Raw genomic sequence first — 22,243 nt, 5'->3', positions numbered from 1 at the left:
TTCTTCCACGCGCGAGGCAAGCGGGTGGACCGCTCCGGGGTCTCGGATCATTTTGCTCGAGATGACGAGTGCTGCCCTCACAGCCGTGGGCGGGAGGCCACGAGCGTCATTTCGACGGCACATTCAATCTTGTATTGCGATCGCAATACAAGATTGTGCTAAATTTGCAGCACAAAGATCCGCGGCCCTGGGCCGCCGAGCGATGGGAGCGCGATATGGAAGTCATGAACTGGATCTTCTGGGGGCTTCGGATGATCCTGCAATTCCTGCCACCCATCGAGATGGCGCTCACCCTCGGCCTGATCTTCTTCGGACTCTCGTGGATCCGCCCCAGGCGCATCGTCTCGCTGCCCTCGAGCGGCCGCCGCGTGGGGACCCTCAGCTGGATCGGGATCGCCGGATCGCTCGCCGTGGTCGCCGTCGGAAGCGTCACGACCTGGATCGCCACACTCGACCCCCTGAACAACTGGGGCGGCTGGTGGCAGCGACCCGCGCCGCTCGCGGCGGCCGCACTCGTGATCCTGGTGGTGGCCCTGCTCCTGCGACGCGAGCCGCTGCCCGCACCCGGCGAGCGCGCGATCTCCCCGAGGCGCCGCTGGTGGGCATTCACGCCGCGCGCTTCACTCTGGATCCTGCTCGCCTCCTCCTCGCTGCTCCTCATCACCACGGCCTGGCAGCTGCTCATCGGCGTCTCCGCACCGCCGGGTGCGAATCGCTACGGGATCGTGCCACCCGAAACCGGGTTGCCCGTCTACATGACGATGCAGAACGGCATGGGCTACGTCTGGGGCGCCGGCTGGCCGAACCACCTCGCGACGCTGCTCATCCTGCTGACAGCGGCCTTCGCGCTCGTCGCCCTGCTCAGCACGGATGCGAACCGCCCCCTCTTCGCGCGTTCCTCGGCCGCGGAGGTGCGCGAGGAACGCACCTCGACAGCCCAGATCATCACGCTCATAGCGCTCGGCGGCTTGCTGCTCACGCTCGGAGCGGTGTGGGCTCACGTCGGCTTCATCGGGCAGATCATCGTCGGTGTCTTCGAGGACAACGGTGGAGCCCCTGACCCTCAGCGCTTCGTCGTCGGCACCGGTTATCAGAGCATCGCACCGCTCATGCACCTGGGCGGGTACGTGGTGCAGGGCATCGGAGCCGCGCTGCTGCTGCGCCTCGCTGTCGACACCGGGCGCGCGGCTTTCGCCGGGCGCCACGCGGCATCGTCGGATCCTGATCCGTCTTCCCCCGCCCCCGCTACAGCGTCGACCCCGAGCGGCACCGGAGCCGCGCGATGACTCCCGCGAGCCCGGACGCTCCCGCACCGCGCACCGCCGACGACATCGCGGAACTGTTCCGCGGGGCGATCCGCTCCGGCCAACTCGGCGACGGCGAGCGCCTGCCAACCGTACGTCAGACCGCCCGCGACTTCGGGGTGGCCCAGGCGACCGCGGCCAAGGCCTATCGCACGATCGAGCAGGAGGGGCTCGTCGTCACCCGAACCGCCGCGGGAACCCGCGTGGCCCCCGGCGCGTCGCGGGCGGCCGGAGCGGTCGTCGAGCACGCGCGCGCACTGGCCGAGGCGGCGCAGCGCGAGGGGTCGAGCATCGACGACGCGGTCGCCGTACTGCGGGCGGTGTGGGGCGATCCCGGATCCTGAGTCCGCTCTAATCGCCGTGTGTGACGCGGGCGGTGAAGCGGTCGACCGCGAGCCGGAGCGCACGGTCGGGATCGACGCCGGCCGCATTCGCCCGCACCACGAGCGCGAGCATCGCGTCCCCGATGCCGTTCTCAGCCATGCGCTGCTCGTCGGGGCCGATCGATCCGGCGAGCGGATCATCCGGGTAACTCTCACCCGCGCTCGGATCGACGAGCCGAGCCCGCTTCAGACGCTCGACCACTTTCGCAGCGCGAGCGAGCGTGGGCATGCCGGCGGGAATCCCCTCGAGCGGATCCCGCGATCCGCGCTCCTCCCCCGCCGCATCCTCCTTGAGACGCTCCCACTCCGCGTGCAGCTCCTCCACAGACATGTACCCGCGGTCTCCGAAGACGTGCGGGTGGCGGGCGACGAGCTTCTCATCGAGCCCCTCGGCCACTCGCGCGAGATCGTAGCCCTCGCCGTCGCGCTCCGCGATCGCGGCGTGGAACAGCACCTGATAGAGCACATCGCCGAGCTCCCCCGCAACCTCGTTCGGCGGCAGCTCGCGCTCCACGGCGTCGATGAACTCGGCGGTCTCCTCCACCAGGAACGGAGTGAGCGACTCGTGCGTCTGCGCCCCGTGCCAGGCGCAGCCGCCGGGATGCACCATGGTGCGCACGGTGCGCATCACCGCCGCGAGGGCCTCCGCCTCCCGGGAGGACGCCTCCCCGTCTCGGCCCGGCGCCCCACTCACGCTGTCGGGAGCCTGCGAAGCACTCGCGGCACCCGGGGCGCTCGCGGCCCGCGAAGCGCTCGAGGCGGTGCTGAGGTGGTCGGCATCGTCGTCCTGGTCCATGCGATCCAGCCTACTGAGGGCCTCTGACGCTGACCTGAGGAGGACGCTCCGAGTCTCGGCCCCGGATCGACATACTCATCACGGAGAGACGCGCTCAGCCCTCCGCAGCCGCCTCCTCCTCGAGCAGCGTCGCGAGCACGCGGCCCGTCCAGGCGACGATGTCGCCCTCGTCGCCGACGTTGCGCTGGCCGACGCCCGAGAGCGGGCTGCGCGAGGAGGCCGTGCCACCCGGCAGGGGGATCTGGAGCGTGCTCGTCGCCTCCGTGTACCGCGCCCCGGGGTACATGCGGTTCATGCGCATTCGACGGGAGTCGAGCAGCTTGACCGGCTCGATGCGCAGCGCGGGCCCGGCGGCCACGACCTTCGACAGGCCGAGTTTCGCGGCGCGGCGGCGCAGCGCCGAGACCGCTGCGAGGCGCTGCACCTCGGCGGGCGGCTCGCCGTAGCGGTCGGTGAGCTCTTCGAGCACGAGCGACACGTGGTCCTCGGGCGCCTGCGGGTGCGACGCCGCCGAGAACTTCTGGTACGCCTCGAGGCGCAGCCGCTCGCTCTCCACGTACTCTTCGGGGATGTGCGCGTCGACGGGCAGCTCGAGCACCAGTTCGACCGGGCCGGTCGATTCCTCGCCCTTGAACGTATTCACGGCCTCGCCGATCATCCGCAGGTAGAGGTCGAAGCCGACACCCGCGATGTGCCCGGACTGCTCCCCGCCCAGCAGGTTGCCGGCACCGCGCAATTCGAGGTCCTTGAGCGCCACCTGCATGCCCGATCCCAACTCGTTATTGGTGGCGAGCGTCTCGAGCCGTTCGTGCGCGGTCTCGCTGAGCGGCTTGTCGGGATCGTAGAGGAAGTACGCGTACGCGCGCTCGCGGCTGCGGCCGACCCGGCCGCGCAGCTGGTGCAGCTGGCTCAGCCCGTACTTGTCGGCATTGTCGATGATGATCGTGTTGGCGTTCGCGATGTCGAGGCCGGTCTCGACGATGGTGGTCGAGACGAGCACGTCGAACTTGCGCTCCCAGAAATCCTGCACCACCTGCTCGAGCTGGTGCTCGCTGAGCTTGCCGTGCGCCACCGCGACGCGCGCTTCGGGCACCAGCTCGGCGATCTGCGCGGCCACTCGACTGATCGAGGACACCCGGTTGTGCACGAAGAACACCTGCCCCTCGCGCAGCAGCTCGCGGCGGATCGCCGCGGTGATCTGCTTGTCGCTGCGGGCGCCGACGAAGGTGAGGATCGGATGACGGTCCTCGGGCGGCGTCGCCAGGGTCGACATCTCGCGAATGCCGGTGACGGCCATCTCGAGCGTGCGCGGGATCGGCGTCGCGCTCATCGCGAGGATGTCGACGTTGGTCTTGAGCTTCTTCAGCGCGTCCTTGTGCTCGACGCCGAAGCGCTGCTCCTCATCGATGATGACGAGGCCGAGATCCTTGTAGTGCACACTCTCCGAGAGCAGGCGGTGCGTGCCGATGACGACGTCGACCGTGCCCGCCGCGAGTCCGTCGATCGTGTCCTTCGCCTCCTTGTCGCTCTGGAACCGGCTGAGCGCTCGCAACTGCACCGGGAACCCGGCGAAGCGGTTCTGGAAGGTCTCGAGGTGCTGGTTCACGAGCAGGGTGGTGGGCACGAGCATGGCGACCTGCTTGCCGTCCTGCACCGCCTTGAACGCCGCCCTCACCGCGACCTCGGTCTTACCGAAGCCGACGTCGCCCGCGATGAGACGATCCATGGGGATCGAGCGCTCCATGTCGCGCTTGACCTCGTCGATGGTGGTGAGCTGGTCGAGGGTCTCGGCGTAGGGGAACGCCTCCTCCAGCTCGTGCTGCCACGGAGTGTCGGGCGAGAAGGCGTGCCCCTTCGACGCCACGCGCGCCGAGTAGAGCTTGACCAGCTCGACCGCGATGTCGCGCACCGCCTTGCGCGCCTTCTTCTTCGCATTGGCCCAATCGCTGCCGCCCATCTTCGAGAGCGGCGGCGCCTCGCCGCCCACGTAGCGCGACAGCTGATCGAGCTGATCGGTGGGCACGTAGAGCTTGTCCTTGGGCATGCCGCGCTTGGTCGACGCGTACTCGAGCACGAGGTACTCGCGCAGCGCCTTGGTGGCGTCGCGTCCGACACCGGTCGGCACCATGCGCTGCGTCAGTTCGACGAACCGGCCGATGCCGTGCGTCTCGTGCACCACGTAGTCGCCTGCGACGAGCTTGAGCGGGTCGACCACGTTCTTGCCGCGGCGGCGTGCGAGCTTCTGCCCGCTCGCCGCCTGCGAGCTCACCGAGCGGCCGAAGAACTCGGCCTCGCTCGCCAGCAGGAGCTTCGCCTCCTCGCTCGCGAACCCCGACCAGGCGGTGCCCGCGACGAGGTACACCACGCCGTCCTCGAGCCGCTCGGGCAGCTCGTCGACCATGCGGGCGGCGGCCCCCGCCTCGACCAGCAGATCCCTCGCGCGCTCGACGAGCCCGACGCCCTGCGCGGTGACGACGACTCGCCATCCCTCGCGCAGGCGTTCGGAGAAGAGGCGGATCGCGGAGCCGGTCGCATCGGCGCCGCTCGCGGGGCGGGGGAACGGGTTTCCCGCGACGTTGATCGCGAGCGCGGCGGCGGCAGGGGCCGCGGGATCCTGCGACTCGCTACGCTCGCGCAGGATGACGGAGGGCTCCCCGGCGGCACCGGCGCCGAAGGGCTCCGCGGCCGCCCCGGGACCGGCCTGCTCCGCCGGCTCCGACTCATCGGCCACGAACGTCGAGACCGTCCACCACGGCCGACCGCGAGACGCCGTGCGCAGCTCGGAGACCGAGAGCATACCACTGTCATCGGTGGGCACCGGGGTGTCCGCGCCCGCGGTCGCGGCGCTCCAGGCCGCCTCGAGGAACTCGCGGTTGGTCTCGGCGAGGCTGACCGCTCGGCCCGCCACGCGCTCGGGGGATGCGACGACCACCGCACCGCCCTCGGGCAGCAGTGCGGTGAGCGGGGCGAGGCCCGGTACGAGCTGCGGCAGCAGGCTCTCCATGCCCTCGACGGGGATGCCCTGGCTCATCTTCTCGAGCAGCGAGGAAAGCGCGGGGAAGCGCGGCAGCAGCTCGGCCGCGCGCTCGCGCACCTCGTCGGTGAGCAGGAGCTCGCGCGCCGGCCAGAGCTCGAGTTCGGGGATCGGGTCGCCGGCGCTGCGCTGGTCGGAGACCGCGAAGCGGCGGATCTGATCGACCTCGTCGCCGAAGAAGTCGACGCGCAGCGCCTGCTCGGCCGTGGGCGGGAAGACGTCGAGGATGCCGCCGCGGACCGCGAACTCGCCGCGCCGCGTGACCATGTCGACGCGGGTGTAGGCGCGCAGCACCAGCTCGCGGGCGACCAGGTCGAGCGCTCCCCCGTGAGCGGAGGCAGCGCGAGCCCCGTCCGCCCCCCTCTGCAGCCCCGGGGATCGCGAGGGATCCTCGCCCGCGCGCAGCACCAGCGGCTCGGCTTGCGCGGCGTGCGGGGAGACCGGCTGCAGGGCGGCTCGCACGGAGGCGACCATGATGAGCGGACGGAAACCGTGCGCGTCGTCCGCGTGCTCCCGCAGCAGTCGCAGCGCGGCCGCACGGCGCCCGACGGTCTCCGCGCTCGGACTCAGTCGCTCGTGCGGCAGCGTCTCCCAAGCCGGGAACTCCGCGGTGACCGCCTCGGGGACGAGCGAGCCGAGTGCCGAACGCAGCGCATCCGCCTCGCGGCTCGTCGCCGCGATCACGAGCAGTGCCCCGCGATCCCCCGCCTCGAGGCGCCTCCGCAGCAGCCCCGCGACGAGCGGAGCCCGCAGCCCCTCGGCAACCGAGAACTCGGCGTCGGTCGCCACCGATCCGTCGGCCGTCTCGAGCGCTCGCGCGAATGACGGGGATGCCTCGAGCAGGCGGTCGATCCCGCGCAGTGTCATTTGACGGCCCTTCCATGAAAGCGCTGCTGAGCGGCGAGCAGGCCCTCGTCCACGAGAGCCTCGGCGGCATCCGCCGCGTCCTCGAGCAGCACGGCCAGCGCGCCGCGCTCGCTCGCCCCGAAGGGGCGCAGCACGAAGTCGGCCGCGTCCTGCTGCCCGGGCGGCCGGCCGATGCCCACCCGCACGCGCAAGAACTCGGGGGTGCCGAGCGCCTTGGCGATGTCCCGCAGGCCGTTGTGGCCGCCGTGGCCGCCACCCTGCTTCAGCTTGATGGAGTCGAAGGGGATGTCGAGCTCATCGTGAATCGCGATGATGCGCTCGGCAGGCACGCCGTAGTACTTGGCGAGCCCCGAGACGGGGCCGCCGGAGGTGTTCATGTACCCGTTCGACTTCGCGAGGATCAGCTTCGGCCCGCCCGGCCGCACGCGGCCCTCGGCCACGCGCGCGCCCGCACGGTGCGGCGAGAAGCGCGCCCCGAGGCGCCCCGCCAGCACATCGAGCGCCATCTGCCCGACGTTGTGCCGCGTCGCCTCGTACTTCGCCCCGGGGTTGCCCAGGCCGACGATGAGCCAGCTGTCATCCGACATGCGCTCCTCGACTTTCTCTCGCGTGCGCCAGAACCGGAGCATCTGCTCCTCCCTTCGGGTGGAATGCTCGCAGATACCACCGACATTCTTGCAGTACAGAAACAGGAGGCCCGTCGGAGCGGTGGTCGTCCAACGCTCCGACGGGCCCGAATGCCGGTTCCGAGTTACTCGGCGGCTGCCTCCTCCGAGGCCTCCTCGGCCTCGTCGGCGGCGGTGCCGCGCGGGGTAACCACGTGCACGACCAGCTGCTCCACCGCGTCGAGCAGCGTCGCGCCCTTGGGCAGCGTCACGTCACCGGCGAGGATCTGAGCGCCCTCTTCCAGGCCCTCCACGCTGACCTCGACGTGCTCGGGGATCGAGGTCGCGGGAACGCTGAGGCGGAGCGTGTTCAGCTCCTGCAGGGCGTTGGTGCCCGAGAACGATTCGCCCGTGACGTGCACGGGGACCTCGACCTCGACGGTCTCGCCCTTCTTCACGACGAGCAGGTCGACGTGCTCGATGATCTGACGCACCGGATCCTTCTGCACGTCCTTGACGAGCACGAGCTCCTTGCGGCCCTCGATGTCGAGCTCGATGACGGCGTTGGCGTGGCGGATGATGAGGCTCAGCGGGTGGGTCTCGAGCGCGATGTGCGCGGGATCGGTGCCGTGGCCGTAGACGACCGCGGGGGTCTGACCGGCGGCGCGCAGCTTGCGAGCCGCACCCTTGCCGAAGTTGGTGCGCATGGTGGCGACGAGCTGATTCGTCTCGCTCATGATGTTCTTCTCCTTGCGGGCTTTCGCCCAACCGAAGGCGGTGACCCGCCTGCTTGATGTTGTCTCGCCGTGTGGCGCGTCAGAAGGGCCCGCAAAGAGGCTCTACCGCGTCGATCACGGGCGCTGGAGCGCCCCTCGCCGAAGTACAGCCACCTATCTTACCCCACGGCTCGTCATATCGAAACGAACCGGCCCCCGCGATACCCCTACCCGGCGAGCCGCCAGTCCACGGGGTCCGTGCCCTGCGCGACGAGGGCCTCGTTCGCGCGGCTGAACGGGCGCGATCCGAAGAAGCCGCGCGAGGCCGACAGCGGCGAGGGGTGCGGGCTCTCGATCCGCGGTACGGATCCCAGCATGGGCACGAGCGAACGGGCGTCGTTGCCCCACAGGATCGCCACGAGCGGGCCGCCGCGGGCGACCAGGGCGCGGATCGCGTGCTCCGTGAACGCCTCCCATCCCTTGCCGCGATGCGACGCGGGCGCACCGGCGCGAACGGTCAGCACCCGGTTGAGCAGCATGACGCCGTGATCGGCCCACGCGGTGAGGTCGCCGTGGGGCGCGGGCGGGATGCCGAGGTCGCTCTGCAGCTCCTTGTAGATGTTCTGCAGGCTGCGCGGGATCGGACGCACCTCGGGCGCGGTCGCGAAGGAGAGCCCGATGGGGTGACCCGGGGTGGGATAGGGATCCTGCCCCACGATCAGCACCCGCACGTCGGCGAGCGGCCGCTGGAACGCGGCGAGGATACGGTCCCCCGCGGGCAGTACCCGATGCCCGGCCGCGCGCTCCGCGTTCAGGAAGCGGCCGAGCTCGGCGAGCCGATCCCCCATCGGCGCGAGGGCCTCGGCCCAGTCGGCTGCGATGTGGCCGTTCTCGGCGAGCTCGCTCAGTGTCTTCGCCATCGCGCTCACTCCGCCTTCGGCACGAGCGGGCCGCGGTGGGTGTGGAACACACTCGACTGGGCGACGGGGCGCAGCACGATCAGGTCCTGGTTCACGTGCGGCGGCTGCTCGAAGGCGCCGACCAGCACGCGGGCCACATCCTCCGCCAGCAGCGGAGTGACATCTGCGTAGGGCTTCGCGGCCGCCTCGGCGTCACCGCGCAGCCGGTTGAGCGTGAACTCCTCGGTGTGCACGAGACCGGGGGCGAGTTCCATGACGCGGATGGGCTCGCCTGCGAGTTCGAGTCGCAGCACCTCCGTCACCGCGTGCGCGGCGTACTTGGCGGCGTTGTACCCGCCTCCACCGGGATAGGCGCTGTGACCGGCGGTCGATGTGAGGTTCAGGATCGAGGCCCACCCGGTGCGTCGCGCGCCCTCCCGCAGCACCGGCAGCAGTGCGGAGGTGACCGAGCGCAGCCCGATCACGTTGACCTCGAACATGCGGCGCCAGTCCTCGTTCGAGGAGTGCTCGACGGACTCAGTGCCGATCGCACCGCCTGCATTGTTGACGAGCCCCGTAGCCCCGCCCGTCGCGGCGACCTCCGCGGCCAGGCGCGACACCTGCTCCTCGTCGGTCACGTCGCAGGCGACGGGGTGTGCTCCCGTCTCTGCGGCGAGCGCGCGCAGACGCTCCTCGCGGCGGGCGACGGCGACGGTCTGCCATCCGAGCTCGGCGAATCTTCGCACGGTCGCCGCCCCGATCCCGGAACTCGCTCCGGTGACCACCACCCGTCTCAGCATCTCGACCCCGCTTCCCATCGTCCTCGGGCGCGTCCCACGACGCCCACCCGGTCCGAGCCTATACCGAGGCTCGGCCGAGGCTCCGGGCCGCTACCATAGAAGTCCGCACGCTTTCCGTTCGACGTCGAATCCGAGGCCGCTGTGAACTCTTCGCGCACCCTGATGTGCCAGGCCATCGACATCGCCGTCTCCTCCGCTCCCCTCGCCGAGCGCAGGCTGCAGCTCGGCGAGACGCTGCGGCGGCTGCTCGGCGCCGAGATCTTCGTCTCCTATGTGTGCGATCCCGAGGGGCCGTACTCGGATCCCGTGCAGATCAGCATGGGCGAGGACGCGCTCGAGGATTACGACAGGCACTTCCGGCACGTCGACACGCTGACCCCGCGGCTCTTCGAACGCCACCGCACCTCGACGGTCGCCCCCGCACCGGATCCCGACGACGAGTTCGTGCGCGACTTCCTGCACCGACGGGATATGTACCACGGGGTGAACTACTTCGCGGCGCAGCCCGGCCCCGGTTCGATCGACCTCCGACTCTGGCGCGGCAGACGCGCGCGTCCTTTCGACACCGTCGATGCCAGGGTGCTGCAGAGCGTGGGCGACCTGGTGACGAAGCTCTGGCGGCCCGAGGAGCCGCGGAAGCCACTGAGGCTGACGCCGCGCGAGGCCCAGATCGTCGAGTTGGTCGCCGAGGGCTGGGGCGACAAGCAGATCGCCGCAAGGCTGGGGATCTCCGCGGCGACGCTGCGCACGCACCTCTCGCACAGCTTCGAGAAGACGGGCACCCGCAACCGGGCCGGGCTGGCCGCCCACTTCCTCCGGCATCATCAGAAATGACGATGGCGGGCGGGGCCTCTTCCGGCTGAGACTTTCGGGGACGCAATCTCCATCGACCAAAGGAGCCCCGATGACTTCGTCACCCGCGGCCGTCTCACCGGCATCGCGAGCCGAACTCCTCCGCCGCATCGACCGCTTCCCCCGCTGGGGCCTGACCGCCGCCTCGGTGCTCACGATCAGCCTCGGCATGCTCTTCGTGCAGTACGACATCTTCAACATCAACGTCTCGTTCGTGCAGACCTGCCTCCAGATCGTCGACGGCTGCTCGCCGACGAACTCGGACACGTTCATCGGCCTGCCCGTCTTCATGAGCCTCGTCGGCTACGGCATCGGAGCGCTGCTGCTCGGGCCGCTCTCCGACCGCTTCGGGCGCCACAGCATGCTCATCGTCTCGATGGTCGTCACGGGGCTCGGGTCGCTGTACTCGATGCTGTCGTTCGACGAGGCTCACTTCGTGCTCTCCCGCCTGATCACCGGTATCGGCGTCGGCGCCGACCTGGCGATCATCAACGTCTTCGTGAGCGAGGTCTCGCCCCGCCGTCTGCGCGGGAAATACACGAGCCTGCTCTTCATCATGGCCGCGTTCGGCTCGGCGCTGGGCATCTGGCTGGGTCTGTGGCTCACGACGCCGATGGGCGACTGGCCCTCGGGGCTGCCCTTCGCGCTCGCCTCCGAAAGCTTCGATTCGGGGTGGCGCTGGGTGTACGGGATCGGCGCGGTGCTCGCGGTGGTGTCGCTCTTCCTGCGGATATCGCTCCCGGAGTCTCCGAGGTGGCTGGCGGATCGCGGGCGCCTCGACGAGGCCGCCGCCGTGATCTCCCGCATGGAGGCGCTCGCCACACGTCGCGCCCCGCTGCTCCCGGCGGATGTGAACCCGGTCGCGATCCCGGAGCCCTCGACGAGCACCTGGGGCTCGATCCGGGAGCTCTTCCGCTCGCCCCTCTATCTGCGTCGGCTCGCGGTGCTGGGCGCGGCCTGGGGCCTCGGCTACCTGACGATCTACGCGTTCTCGGGGGCGTTCACGTCGGTGCTCGTGCGGCAGGGCTACACGCCGGGAGAGGCCGGCATGGTGTCGGCGGTCGGACTGCTCGGCTTCATCGCCGCGGCGTTCGCGATCCGCAGCGTGGTGGATCGCCTCGAGCGGAAGCTGTGGATGATGGTCGGAGGTGGGATCGCCGTCGTCGGCGCCCTGCTCGTGGCGTTCGGCGGGGAGTCGCCGCTCGTCGTGTTCGCCGGGGCGATCATCCTCTTCTTCGGCCAGAACCTCTGGGTGCCCGCACAGTACGCGCTGACGGCCGAGAGCTTCCCGACGCGCTTCCGCACGACCGCCTACGCACTCGCCGACAGCATCGGGCACGTCGGCGGCGGGCTCGGGGTGTTCCTCCTGGTGGGGGCGCTCGGGCAGCTGCCGCTGCAGGCGACGATGCTGGGGCTCGTCGCGTTCCTGGTGCTAGGTTCGTTCGTCAACCTCCTCGCGGTGAATACGCGGGGCAAGAACCTGGAGGAGATCTCCCAGTGAGCACGAGCATCGCGCGCATCGTCGAGCCGATCGAGCACCCCGACGAGGGCACCTGGACCCAGCTCGCCGCCGAGGCGCAGATCGAGGAGCAGTCCCGTCAGAGCGACGACGCGCCGTTCCCGATCGCGGTCAAGGCGAACATCGCGGTGCGCGGCTTCCGTCGCTCGGCCGCCTGCCCGGTGTTCGACACCGTGACCGAGGAGGTCGATGCGCCTGTCGTCGCGCTGCTGCGGCGGGCGGGCGCCGTGGTCGTCGGCACGACGAACATGCACGAGCTCGCCTTCGGCATCACCTCGGAGAACGCCGCGTTCGGTGCGGCGCGGATCCCGAGCCATCCGGGATTCTCGGCGGGCGGTTCCTCGGGCGGCAGCGCCGCGGCGGTCGCCTCGGGAGCCGTGCCGATCGCGCTCGGCACCGACACCGGGGGCTCGGTGTCGATCCCGGCCGCGCACTGCGGGATCGCGGGGTTCCGCCCGAGCACCGGGCGCTGGCCGACCTCGGAGATCCTCGGGCTGTCGACCACGCGGGACACCCCCGGGGTGTTCGCGCGATCGGTCAACGACCTCGAGCGGGTGGATCGCTGGGTCGCCGGCGAGCGGCCGGCCTCTGCGGCGGCGGGCGCGGAGGTGCCGGGCACGGCAAGTACAGCGGGGGCGGCCGACAGGCCGATCCGGATCGGGCTGCCGACCCGACTGTGCGACGACCTCCGGCCCGAGACCCGAGCGGCGTTCGAGGCCGCCCTCGACCGCCTGCCCGCCCGGTTCGAGACGGTGCACGCCGATTTCGACGAGATCCAGGAGGCGGCCATGGCGGCCGAGGCCCCGCTGGTGATGTGGGAATCCCGCAGGCTGCTCGGCGATGCCGCGGGCCGGGCACTCGAGCTCCCGCCCGAGGCCGCGTTCGAGCGCCTCGTGCGCGAGGTCGCCAGCCCCGACGTGCGGTCGGTGCTGCTCGCGGAGCTCCGGTCGCCGGTGACGGCCGAGGCCTACACCGAGGCCCGATCCCGGGTCTTCGCGGTTCGCGCCGCGTACTCCCGCCTGATGTTCTCGCTGCAGTTGGACGCGCTCCTCTTCCCCACCGCACCCGCACCGGCGCCGGCCCTCGGAATCGGTGGCACCGTCGAGCACCTCGGGCGCGAACTGCACATCTTCAACCTCTACACGCGCAACACCGCCCAGGGCACGGTCCTCGGCGTGCCTATGATCACGCTCCCGGCGCCGATCGCCCCCGGAGCGCTGCCCGTGGGCGTCACGCTCCAAGGACACCGATTCGACGACCGGAGCGCTCTCGCCCTCGCCCGAGAGCTCGAGACGGCGCTCGCGCCCGAATGGTGAGCGGGGCCGCGCAACGTTACGCGCCGTGTCTGGCACCATTGTCCTTCTCAGGCGCAGTTCGTAGTCTCGACAGCATCGCCCATCCGAGCGAACGCGTCGACTACCGCGCCCTTCCACCGCACGACCCACTCACCGAGGAGTTTTCATGACCGACCAGACCTGGGGCTTCGAGACCAAGCAGATCCACTCGGGCCAGCAGCTCGACGCAACCGGCGCCCGCGCGCTGCCGATCCACCAGACCACGGCCTACGTCTTCTCCGACACCGATCAGGCGGCGAACCGGTTCGCACTCACCGAGCCCGGCAACATCTACACCCGCATCACCAATCCCACCCAGGATGTCGCCGAGCAGCGCGTGGCCGCTCTCGAGGGCGGCACCGCCGCGCTCTTCCTCGCGAGCGGCCAGGCGGCGTCGACCTTCGCCGTGCTGAACATCGCGGGTTCGGGCGACCACATCGTCTCGTCGAGCTCCATCTACGGCGGCACGTACAACCTGTTCAAGTTCACGCTCGCGAAGCTCGGCATCGAGGTGACCTTCGTCGAGGATCAGGACGACCCCGCGGCCTGGCAGCGCGCGGTGCGCCCCAACACCAAGCTGTTCTTCGCCGAGTCGATCGCCAACCCGCGCTCGGCGATCCTCGATATCCGCGCCGTCGCAGACGTCGCGCACGAGAACGGCCTGCCGCTCATCGTCGACAACACGGTGGCCAGCCCCTACCTCGTGCGCCCCCTCGAGCACGGCGCCGACATCGTGCTGCACTCGGCCACCAAGTTCCTGGGCGGCCACGGCACCACCCTCGGCGGCGTGATCGTCGACGGCGGCACCTTCCCCTGGTCGCAGCACGCCGATCGCTTCCCCGGACTCACCGAGCCCGATCCCTCGTACAACGGCATCAGCTACACGGGCGCGGTGGGCGACGGCGTGGCCTTCGTCATCAAGGCGCGCACGCAGCTGCTGCGCGACCTCGGGTCGGCGATCGCTCCGCAGAGCGTGTGGCAGCTGCTGCAGGGCATCGAGACGCTGTCGCTGCGCATGGAGCGCCACGTGCAGAACGCGCAGGAGGTCGCGGAGTGGCTCGACAACCACGACGACGTCGCCGGCGTCTCATACTCGGGGCTGCCGTCGAGCCCCTGGTACGCCCTCGCGAACCGCTACGCGCCGAACGGCGTGGGCGCCGTGCTCTCGTTCGACCTCAAGGGCGGGGTCGAGGCGGGCAAGGCGTTCGTGAACGCGCTCGAACTGTTCAGCCACGTCGCCAATATCGGCGACGTGCGCAGCCTGGTGATCCACCCCGCCTCGACCACGCACTCGCAGCTCACCCCCGAGCAGCAGCTCACCGCCGGCGTCACCCCGGGCCTCGTGCGCCTATCCGTCGGTCTCGAGAGCATCGCGGACATCAAGTCCGACCTCGAGCGGGGCTTCGCCGCGGCACGGCGCGTCGTCGCCGAGTCGAACGCGCGGGCGTAGCACGCCGCTGTTCCTTCTGTGCTCGGGCGCGAGCCTGTCCTCCCGTTCTTCGGAGCGCACCGTTTATTCGGATCAAACCCAAGCGATCCGATCCGAATAAACGGTGCGCTCCGAAATACGGGCTGGGCGGGGACTGAATGGGCGGGGACCGAACGGGCGGGGACTGATCAGGGCAGACCCGGCAGGCAGGATGGCAGACCGCATCAGACCGTGCGACGGGAGCTCGCCACGACCCCGGCGCTCGCCGCCACGACGAGCAGGATCGCCAGCAGTTGCCGCGCATCGAGCTGCTGGTGCAGCACCGCGAGACCGGCGAGGGCGGCCACGGCCGGCCCGAGGCTCGACAGCACGCCGAACACGCGCGCCGACATGCGCTTCAGCGCGAGGAACTCGAGCCCGTAGGCGATCACACTGGTCATCAGCGCCAGAACGGCGAAGGCGCCGAGCAGCCCCGGGTCCTGCCGTACACCCTGCATCGCCTGCCCGGCCCCGAGCGGCACGATCACGACCGCCGCGACCGCGACCGAGGCGACCAGCCCGTCGATCCCCCGAACCCGAGAGCTGAGGCGTGCGGAGGCCAGGATGTAGAGCGCCCAGAACGCCGCGGCGACACCCGCGAACAGCGCCCCGCGAAGCGTCACCGTGCCGGTATCGTCGAGGCCCAGCAGCAGGATGCCGCCGAGCGCGAGCAGCACCCAGGCCGCGTCGACGGCCCGTCGGATCCCCGCGGCGGCCACGGCGAGCGGCCCCATCAGTTCGATCGTCACGGCGAGACCGAGCGGGATCTCCGCGATCGCCAGGTAGATGAAGACGTTCATGCCGCCCATGCCGATCCCGAGCAGCACGACCCCCAGCCAGGTTCGTGCGTTCCACCCCCGCACCCGCGGCCGAACGAGCACGATGAGGATGACCGCGGCGAACCCCAGCCGAAGCGCGGCCGCGCCGAGCGGCCCGACGCTCTCGAAGAGCGACCCGACGAAGGCGTTGCCGAACTGGACGCTGAAGATGGCTGCAACGGCGAGCAGACTCGCTGGGATGCGGGGCGGATCGGCGGGCACCTCAACACCCTACCGTCGGGATCCGCGCTGCCCGTCGGCCGCCGGCCCGGGCCGCGCCCGGACCCGTGACCACCCGGCCCGCCCGAAACCACCCGGGCCCCACCACCCACCCGCCCCCCTGAACCCTCATCAGCCAGACACCACCCACTCCAACCCCACCCGACCCCGCGTAACATTCGCCCGCCCGAACGCCGGCCGAGGCAGAATGGTGAGTTATGGACTGGCAGACCCCCGAGGACTCGTTCCCGACCGACTTCATCACCGACGCGCAGCTGCGCGCGCTCATGGGGCGGCCGCCGATCTCGGGCGGGTGGCGCGACGGCGACCCCGTCGGCGATCGCGAGTTCGTGAATGTCGGCGCTCTCACGACCGAGGCCGGGGTCGAGATCCCGAACGTGCGCATCGCCTACGAGACCTTCGGCGAGTTGAACGAGCGCCGCGACAACGCGATCCTCGTGTTCCACGCGCTGACCGGTGACAGCCACCTCGCGGGAGACGCTGGGCCCGGGCATCCGACCGACGGCTGGTGGAGCGAGATCGTGGGGCCGGGGCTGCCGCTCGACACGAGCCGCTACTGCGTCGTCGCACCCAACGTGCTGGGAGGGTGCCAGGGCTCGACGGGGCCGGGATCGCTCGACCCCGCGGGGCAGGAGTGGGGCGGCCGGTTCCCCTATCTCACGATCCGTGACCAGGTCGCAGCGGCCGCCCGGTTCGCCGACGGGGTCGGCATCGACCGCTTCGCCGCCGTGATCGGGGGTTCGATGGGCGGCATGCACGCGCTCGAGTGGGGTATCTCGCACCAGGATCGCGCTGAGCGGCTGGCGGTGATCGCAGCTCCACCGGTCACGACGGCGGATCAGATCGGCCTCAACCTCGTGCAGCTGGAGGCGATCCGCTCCGACCCGTTCTACCGCGGCGGCAACTACTACGACGCCCCCGACGGCATCGGCCCCCACCACGGCCTCGCCACCGCGCGCCGCCTCGCCCTGCTGAACTACCGCAGCAACACCGAGCTCGACGACCGCTTCGGCCGGGCCTGGCAGTCGGCGGTGAGCCCGCTCGGAGACGGCGGCCGCTTCGCGGTCGAGTCGTATCTCGACTTCCACGGCAACAAGTTCACCCGACGATTCGACGCGAACAGTTACCTCACCCTCGTGCAGGCGATGAACTCGCACGATGTCGGGAGGGGGCGTGGCGGGGTGCGCGCTGCTCTCTCGACGCTCGAGCTGCCGACGCTCGTGCTCGGGATCCCGAGCGATCGCCTCTTCACGCTCGAGGGGCAGGACGAGATCGCGCGCCACACGCCGGGCAGCCTCGACGGGGATCGCGCGACGCGCATCGACTCGCCGTTCGGGCACGACTCGTTCCTGATCGAATTCGAGAAGGTGGGCGAGCAGCTGCGGCGCCTGCTCGAGGTGTGAGCGGGGCTCCCGCGGGCGCTCCCCCTCGAACTCCGCCGCCCCGTCGAGACGGGCCGTTTCTATCGAGGCGTCCCGCAATTCGCGCGACATATCGGCCGACTCGATACTTATGGGCCGGCTCAGTGTCGCGCGCACGGCGCCTCTGCACGTGCGGGCTCGGCGGCTGGTGTTTCTGTTGCCGAATCGCAATCTTCAGGCTCCGCTCCTGAGCCGTTTCATCAACACTTGTGCGCTATTCTGACGTTACCGCCCTAAAACTTGTGCTATCCATGCAGCACAAGTTTTGCTAGCCTGAGCACGGGCAGATCGCCCAGCGAACCCAGAATGAGGTGCCGATGCCGTCTCGAACCGTCTCCGCCCGACTCGCGCTCCCCGCGCTCATCACCGTGTCGCTACTCGCGCTCGCCGGCTGCAGCGGCGGCGACTCGAAGAAGTCCTCCGAACCCGAGGAGGGCCCGCTCACCAAATACATGTCGGCTCTCTACGGGAGCCAAGAGCAGGACCAGGAGTTCTACGACAAGATCAACGAGAAGCGCGAGGAGCTCATCGCCGAGTGCATGGCCGACGAGGGCTTCGAGTACCAGCCGAACACCCAGAACGGTGGCATGGTCAGCTTCGACGACGAAGAGATCGACTGGGGCAGCCGCGAGTACGCCGAGCAGTACGGCTACGGCTTCACCGACTTCCCCGGCCGCGCCGAGATGGAGGCCGAGGGCGAAGGCGAGGAGTACGTCGACCCCAACCAGGACTACATCGAGTCCCTCAGCGAATCCGAGCAGCAGGCCTTCTACGAGGCACTGTCAGGCCCCCAGCCCACGGAGGAGGATATGGCCGCCATGGAGGACGGCACCTTCGAGTGGGACTGGAGCAAGATGGGCTGCTCGGGCGTCGCCGATCACGAGACCCAGGAGATGTACGGCCCCGGTATGGCCGCGATGGAGGATCCGGAGTTCGCCGAGCTGTTCGAGAGCATGGAAGCAGTCTGGGCCGGGATCTACAACTACGAGGATCCGGCGGCCACCAGCCCCAACGACGACGTCGCGAAGCTCGACCGCGAGTGGTCGGAGTGCATGGCCGACGCCGGCTACACCGACCTCACGAATCCCATGCACGCGCAGAACGTCTTCATGGAGGAGTCGAACTCGCTCTACGAGCTGCCCGAGGGCGAGGATCCCGAGAAATGGGAGGGCCCGAGCGAGAAGCAGATGTCGGAGATCAAGAAGCGCGAGATCGAGATGGCCGTCACCGACTGGGAGTGCAAGGACAAGCTCGGCTACGACGACAAGGTGCAGCAGATCACCTTCGACCTCGAGCAGAAGTTCGTCGACGAGCACAAGGCGGAGCTCGACGCGCTCATCGCCAAGTACAGCGTCGACGAGAAGAAGTAGCACGTGGCACCGCTTCGACGCCGGAGGGGCGCCGCATCTCGGAGCGCCGAGGCCGAGGCCGGAAGCGCGGAGAGCGGAAGCGCGGAGGCCGCTCTCAGCCTCGGCCTCGAGACCGGTGACCCGGATCCCGAGGCCTCCGCTGCTGCGCAGCTCTCCGGCGACGAGACGCTCTCGCGAGAACCGGCTCCGCCCGAGGGGCCCGAACCGCCTCGCACCGGTTCCGAGAAACCCCGCAGGAGCTGGTCGGGCCCCCGCCTCGTGATGCTGCTCGCCATCGTGGCCGTCGCCTCGCTGCTGGTCGGAGTCGGGGTCATGCAGTTCATCGTCTCCCCCGCCGAACTCGCCGCGCGCACCGCTGCGCCCGAGCCCGGACCGGTGACCGCTCCCGTCGAGCAGCGCACCATCGAGAACACGATCGTGTCGCGCGGCGAGATCACCTACGCCGACGCCGTCGATGTGGAGATCGACGCTTCCGCTGCCGGCGAGCGCCCCGTCGTCACGGGCCACGTGCCTGAGGTCGGCACGGTGTTCGAGGCGGGCAACATCGCGCTCGAACTCGCAGGGCGGCCCGTCGTCGTGCTGCCGGGCGAGCTGCCCTCGTACCGCACGCTCTCGGTCGGCATGCGAGGCCCCGATGTGGCGCAGCTGAAGGCCGCTCTCTCGGGCATGGGGTACGGGGTCGGCGATCCTGCATCCGACGTCTTCGACTACGACACGGCGATCGCCGTCGGCACGCTCTACGAGCAGATCGGCTATGAGGCGGCCACGGGCGGCCCTGAGGCCCAGCAAATGCTGCGGGACGCGGAGCGTGCGGTGCGCGACGCCAACACCTCCCTGGCGCAAGCGCAGGCCGCGCTGAACGAAGCGGTCGGCTCCCAGGCTCCGAGCGTGCTCGGCGAGCGGGCGGCCGTGAACGCCGCCTCCGATCAGGTGTACGACGCGCAGCAGCAGCTCGCGACCGCCCAGGAGGCCGTGCTGCCGACCCTGCCGTCGAGCGAGGTGCTGTTCCTGGCGGATCTGCCGCGCCGCGTCGACGCGGTCTCGGTGGCGCGGGGTGACATTCTGTCGGGCACACCCATGAGCGTGTCGGGCGCGACGCTCACGATCGTCGGTTCGGTCTCGCAGCAAGACGCCGAGCTGCTCGAAGAGGGGCTCACCGCGTTCTTCCCCGGCCCCGACGACACCGAGCTGACAGCCACCGTGCAGAAGATCTCGGCTCCGAAGAGCGGCGGATCGGGATCCGGCGACGGGGAGAACCCGGAGGGAGCGGGCGGATCCGGCGGCTCCGGAGGATCGAACGACGGCGCGGGGCGGTACACGGTCGAACTGAGCCCCGGCGAACTCACCCCGGAACAGATCGACGCGCTGCGCGGTACCAATGTGCGCCTGCGCATCCCGATCGCGTCGACCGACGGAGAAGTGCTCGCGGTGCCGATCGCGGCGCTCTCGGCTGGATCGGGCGGCGAGGACCGCGTCGAGCTGCTCATCGACCCGAAGAACGGTCCCGACGCCGAGACCGAGAACATCCCGGTCGAGGCCGGGCTCGCGGCCGACGGCTACGTCGAGATCGCCTCCGAAGATCCGCGCATCACCGCCGGGGCCAAGGTCGTGGTGGGCCGATGAACCCGTCGACGAGCGGGATCGAAGCGCTCTTCGCCGACGCGGATCCCGCAACCGACGCAGTTCCCCCGACCGACGCCCCCGCGGTCGCGCCGCTCCGGCCCCCCGCGAGCGACCGCGAGGTCGTGCGACGCGCGCGGGCGCGGGTGAAAGCCCGTCGCCGGGCAGCGCGGAGGAGCGCGGCGCGCGGCACGGCGCCCGGCGCGCTCAGCGGCACGGTCGGTGATACCGACCATGCCGGTCCCATCATCGAGCTCGCGGACGTCACGAGGTTCTTCCCCGGTCCGCCCCCGGTCAACGCGCTGCGCGGCGTCGACCTCGCCGTCGAGCGCGGCGACTACCTCGCGATCGTCGGCCCCTCGGGCTCGGGAAAGTCGACCATGCTCAACACGCTCGGTCTGCTCGACCGGCCGAGCACCGGAAGGTTCCTCTTCGAGGGCATCGATGTCTCGCAGCTGGGCGACGATGAGCGCGCCGCGCTCCGATCGCGCGCGATCGGCTTCGTATTCCAGTCCTTCCACCTGCTCCCGACGCGCAGCGTGCTCGAGAACGTGATGCTCGCGGGCACCTACGCCGGCATCCCGCGCGAGCAGCGCGAGCCCTCGGCTCGCGAGGCGCTCGACCGGGTCGGGCTCGCCCACCGCGTCGACTTCTCACCCGCCACGCTCTCGGGCGGCGAGCGTCAGCGGGTCGCGATCGCACGCGCTGTGTGCACCTCGCCGCGGCTGCTGCTCGCGGACGAGCCGACGGGCAACCTCGACCGCGCCAACTCCCAGGCGGTCATGGAGCTCTTCGACGAGTTGGGCGCCGAGGGACTCACGATCGTCATGATCACCCATGACGAGGCTGTTGCGGCGTCCGCCCGCCGCCGGGTGCGCATGCACGACGGCGAACTCTCGGAGATCGCGTGAGGGCCCGACGCGCGATCCCGGGCATCTCGCGGCGCGACCTGATCCGGGAGTCCCTCGAGGGGGTCGGCGCACGGCCATCGCGGCTGCTGATCACACTCATCGGCACGGTGCTCGGGATCGCCTCGCTCGTCGCGACGATCGGTTTCGCGCAGACGGCTGCCGGGCAGATCGCGCAGCAGTTCGATGCACTGGCCGCGACGCGGGTGACGGTCGAACCCGGCAAGAGCACCGGCCCCGGCGGCAAGGAGCGCGCCACGGCCCGGCTGCCGTGGGACTCCGTGGATCGCGTGCGCGACCTCGCAGGGGTGGAGCACGCCGCGCTGTACGCCAAGGTGGCCGATGCGCCGCGCGTCGACGCGGTGCGGGTGCAGGATCCCTCGGTCGCTCCGAAGGTTCCCCCGCCTGTGGTCGGCGCATCGCCCGAGCTGCTCGACACCGTGGAGGGGGAGATCGGCACCGGCCGGTTCTTCGACTCCGGTCACGAGGAGCGGCGGGATCGCGTGGTGGTGCTCGGGGCCGACGCGGCCGAGCAGCTCGGTATCAACCGTGTCACAGGGCAACCCGCGATCTTCATCGACGACCAGGCCTACACCGTCATCGGCATCCTGAGCGACGTGGGCACCCGCAACGTTCTGCTCGATTCGGTGATCGTTCCCCTGTCGACGGCCAGAGCCGAACTCGGCCTGACCGCCGCGGAGAGCCTCGACATCCGCATCGCCGTCGGCGCCGGGCCGGTCGTCGCCCACCAGGCCCCGATCGCGCTCTCGCCGAACAGCCCCGACGGTTTCAAGGTGTCGGCGCCCGCCGACACGAGCACCCTGCAATCGGGGGTCGAGGCCGACGTCAACGTGCTGTTCCTCGCCATCGGCATCGTCGCGTTGCTGGGAGGCGGAATCGGGATCGCCAACGTCACTCTGCTCTCCGTCTCGGAGCGCAGGGGCGAGATCGGCCTGCGCCGGGCGCTCGGGGCGCGCACCCGGGACATCATCGCCCAGTTCATGCTCGAGTCGTTCACCACGGGCGTGCTCGGCGGGCTCATCGGAGTGGTCGTCGGCCTCTTCGCGCTGATCGGCGTGTGCCTCGTGCAGCAGTGGACGCCCGTGCTGGCCGTGTGGGCCGCACCCGTCGGAGTCGTGGTGGGCGCGCTCGTCGGCCTCGCGGCCGGCACCTATCCGGCGCTCAAGGCGGCGCGGATCGAACCCGTCGACGCGCTCCGCGATTCCTAGCGCGCGACCTGGCTTGCCCGCCCCTCCCACCGGCCTCACACTTTCAAAGCGTAGTCTCGG

General features: G+C 70.4%; 18 protein-coding genes. 11 read left to right on the top strand and 7 right to left on the bottom strand.

Annotation, left to right across the window (positions count from 1 at the left end; genetic code table 11):
• Positions 1–215: 215 nt before the first annotated feature.
• Positions 216–1,286, top strand: coding sequence for a hypothetical protein (locus tag AC0KXF_RS11210; protein WP_473109268.1), 1,071 nt, complete (start codon positions 216–218; stop codon positions 1,284–1,286).
• On the top strand, positions 1,283–1,648 hold the full coding sequence (locus AC0KXF_RS11205; protein ID WP_223044504.1) for a GntR family transcriptional regulator: 366 nt from the start codon (positions 1,283–1,285) through the stop codon (positions 1,646–1,648). Before AC0KXF_RS11210 ends, AC0KXF_RS11205 begins: the two co-directional genes overlap by 4 nt.
• Before the next feature lie 7 nt (positions 1,649–1,655).
• Here the strand turns inward: AC0KXF_RS11205 and AC0KXF_RS11200 are convergent, their stop codons facing one another.
• The 6 genes from AC0KXF_RS11200 to AC0KXF_RS11175 form a co-directional block, all read right to left on the bottom strand.
• Positions 1,656–2,483: a MazG nucleotide pyrophosphohydrolase domain-containing protein gene (locus AC0KXF_RS11200; RefSeq protein ID WP_473109267.1), complete on the bottom strand. Its 828-nt coding sequence runs from the start codon at positions 2,481–2,483 to the stop codon at positions 1,656–1,658.
• 94 nt (positions 2,484–2,577) lie between these two features.
• A complete protein-coding gene (gene mfd, locus AC0KXF_RS11195) occupies positions 2,578–6,384 on the bottom strand; it encodes a transcription-repair coupling factor (protein ID WP_473109266.1) in 3,807 nt (1,268 codons plus the stop codon).
• On the bottom strand, positions 6,381–6,971 hold the full coding sequence (gene pth / locus AC0KXF_RS11190) for an aminoacyl-tRNA hydrolase (RefSeq protein ID WP_473109367.1): 591 nt from the start codon (positions 6,969–6,971) through the stop codon (positions 6,381–6,383). Before pth ends, mfd begins: the two co-directional genes overlap by 4 nt.
• Positions 6,972–7,135: 164 nt before the next feature.
• Positions 7,136–7,726, bottom strand: a complete 591-nt coding sequence (locus AC0KXF_RS11185) for a 50S ribosomal protein L25/general stress protein Ctc (RefSeq protein WP_473109265.1) — start codon at positions 7,724–7,726, stop codon at positions 7,136–7,138.
• 206 nt (positions 7,727–7,932) lie between these two features.
• Positions 7,933–8,625, bottom strand: coding sequence for a uracil-DNA glycosylase (locus AC0KXF_RS11180; protein ID WP_473109264.1), 693 nt, complete (start codon positions 8,623–8,625; stop codon positions 7,933–7,935).
• Positions 8,626–8,630: 5 nt separating this feature from the next.
• Complete coding sequence (locus AC0KXF_RS11175) at positions 8,631–9,422, bottom strand: SDR family oxidoreductase (protein WP_473109263.1); 792 nt, start codon at positions 9,420–9,422, stop codon at positions 8,631–8,633.
• A 123-nt stretch (positions 9,423–9,545) separates the two neighbouring features.
• Here AC0KXF_RS11175 and AC0KXF_RS11170 point away from each other — a divergent pair, with 123 nt between their 5' ends.
• The 4 genes from AC0KXF_RS11170 to AC0KXF_RS11155 all read left to right on the top strand — a co-directional run bounded on the left by AC0KXF_RS11170 (position 9,546) and on the right by AC0KXF_RS11155 (position 14,559).
• Entirely contained in the window at positions 9,546–10,238 is a 693-nt protein-coding gene (locus AC0KXF_RS11170) for a helix-turn-helix transcriptional regulator (protein WP_473109262.1), read from the top strand.
• Positions 10,239–10,308: 70 nt separating this feature from the next.
• Positions 10,309–11,757, top strand: a complete 1,449-nt coding sequence (locus AC0KXF_RS11165) for an MFS transporter (protein WP_473109261.1) — start codon at positions 10,309–10,311, stop codon at positions 11,755–11,757.
• On the top strand, positions 11,754–13,091 hold the full coding sequence (locus AC0KXF_RS11160) for an amidase family protein (protein ID WP_473109260.1): 1,338 nt from the start codon (positions 11,754–11,756) through the stop codon (positions 13,089–13,091). Before AC0KXF_RS11165 ends, AC0KXF_RS11160 begins: the two co-directional genes overlap by 4 nt.
• 145 nt (positions 13,092–13,236) lie before the next feature.
• A complete protein-coding gene (locus tag AC0KXF_RS11155) occupies positions 13,237–14,559 on the top strand; it encodes a bifunctional o-acetylhomoserine/o-acetylserine sulfhydrylase (protein WP_473109259.1) in 1,323 nt (440 codons plus the stop codon).
• Between the two features lie 203 nt (positions 14,560–14,762).
• Here AC0KXF_RS11155 and AC0KXF_RS11150 read toward each other — a convergent pair whose 3' ends face one another.
• The gene (locus AC0KXF_RS11150) at positions 14,763–15,617 is read right to left on the bottom strand and encodes an EamA family transporter (RefSeq protein ID WP_473109258.1); all 855 of its coding nucleotides are present in this window, start codon (positions 15,615–15,617) and stop codon (positions 14,763–14,765) included.
• A 215-nt stretch (positions 15,618–15,832) separates the two neighbouring features.
• Here AC0KXF_RS11150 and metX point away from each other — a divergent pair, with 215 nt between their 5' ends.
• The 5 genes from metX (at position 15,833) to AC0KXF_RS11125 (ending at position 22,183) form a co-directional block, all read left to right on the top strand.
• Positions 15,833–17,038 (top strand): homoserine O-acetyltransferase MetX, encoded by a 1,206-nt coding sequence (metX, locus tag AC0KXF_RS11145; RefSeq protein WP_473109257.1) that lies wholly within the window; start codon positions 15,833–15,835, stop codon positions 17,036–17,038.
• A 335-nt stretch (positions 17,039–17,373) separates the two neighbouring features.
• On the top strand, positions 17,374–18,426 hold the full coding sequence (locus tag AC0KXF_RS11140; RefSeq protein WP_473109256.1) for a hypothetical protein: 1,053 nt from the start codon (positions 17,374–17,376) through the stop codon (positions 18,424–18,426).
• A 3-nt stretch (positions 18,427–18,429) separates the two neighbouring features.
• On the top strand, positions 18,430–20,049 hold the full coding sequence (locus AC0KXF_RS11135) for a hypothetical protein (protein WP_473109255.1): 1,620 nt from the start codon (positions 18,430–18,432) through the stop codon (positions 20,047–20,049).
• Positions 20,046–20,957: an ABC transporter ATP-binding protein gene (locus AC0KXF_RS11130; protein WP_473109254.1), complete on the top strand. Its 912-nt coding sequence runs from the start codon at positions 20,046–20,048 to the stop codon at positions 20,955–20,957. The genes AC0KXF_RS11135 and AC0KXF_RS11130 overlap by 4 nt, the downstream gene beginning before the upstream one ends.
• Positions 20,954–22,183, top strand: coding sequence for an ABC transporter permease (locus AC0KXF_RS11125; RefSeq protein ID WP_473109253.1), 1,230 nt, complete (start codon positions 20,954–20,956; stop codon positions 22,181–22,183). Before AC0KXF_RS11130 ends, AC0KXF_RS11125 begins: the two co-directional genes overlap by 4 nt.
• The last annotated feature ends 60 nt before the right edge of the window (positions 22,184–22,243 follow it).

Source organism: Leucobacter holotrichiae (assembly GCF_055791005.1).
This window is presented reverse-complemented; position numbering and strand designations above follow the sequence as displayed.

Bases quoted from the DNA above. Each gene is read 5' to 3' on its own strand.
- AC0KXF_RS11210 (WP_473109268.1), top strand. From the start codon at position 216: ATGGAAGTCATGAACTGGATCTTCTGGGGGCTTCGGATGATCCTGCAA.
- AC0KXF_RS11205 (WP_223044504.1), top strand. From the start codon at position 1,283: ATGACTCCCGCGAGCCCGGACGCTCCCGCACCGCGCACCGCCGACGAC.
- AC0KXF_RS11200 (WP_473109267.1), bottom strand. From the start codon at position 2,483: ATGGACCAGGACGACGATGCCGACCACCTCAGCACCGCCTCGAGCGCT.
- mfd (WP_473109266.1), bottom strand. From the start codon at position 6,384: ATGACACTGCGCGGGATCGACCGCCTGCTCGAGGCATCCCCGTCATTC.
- pth (WP_473109367.1), bottom strand. From the start codon at position 6,971: ATGTCGGATGACAGCTGGCTCATCGTCGGCCTGGGCAACCCCGGGGCG.
- AC0KXF_RS11185 (WP_473109265.1), bottom strand. From the start codon at position 7,726: ATGAGCGAGACGAATCAGCTCGTCGCCACCATGCGCACCAACTTCGGC.
- AC0KXF_RS11180 (WP_473109264.1), bottom strand. From the start codon at position 8,625: ATGGCGAAGACACTGAGCGAGCTCGCCGAGAACGGCCACATCGCAGCC.
- AC0KXF_RS11175 (WP_473109263.1), bottom strand. From the start codon at position 9,422: ATGGGAAGCGGGGTCGAGATGCTGAGACGGGTGGTGGTCACCGGAGCG.
- AC0KXF_RS11165 (WP_473109261.1), top strand. From the start codon at position 10,309: ATGACTTCGTCACCCGCGGCCGTCTCACCGGCATCGCGAGCCGAACTC.
- AC0KXF_RS11155 (WP_473109259.1), top strand. From the start codon at position 13,237: ATGACCGACCAGACCTGGGGCTTCGAGACCAAGCAGATCCACTCGGGC.
- metX (WP_473109257.1), top strand. From the start codon at position 15,833: ATGGACTGGCAGACCCCCGAGGACTCGTTCCCGACCGACTTCATCACC.
- AC0KXF_RS11140 (WP_473109256.1), top strand. From the start codon at position 17,374: ATGCCGTCTCGAACCGTCTCCGCCCGACTCGCGCTCCCCGCGCTCATC.
- AC0KXF_RS11130 (WP_473109254.1), top strand. From the start codon at position 20,046: ATGAACCCGTCGACGAGCGGGATCGAAGCGCTCTTCGCCGACGCGGAT.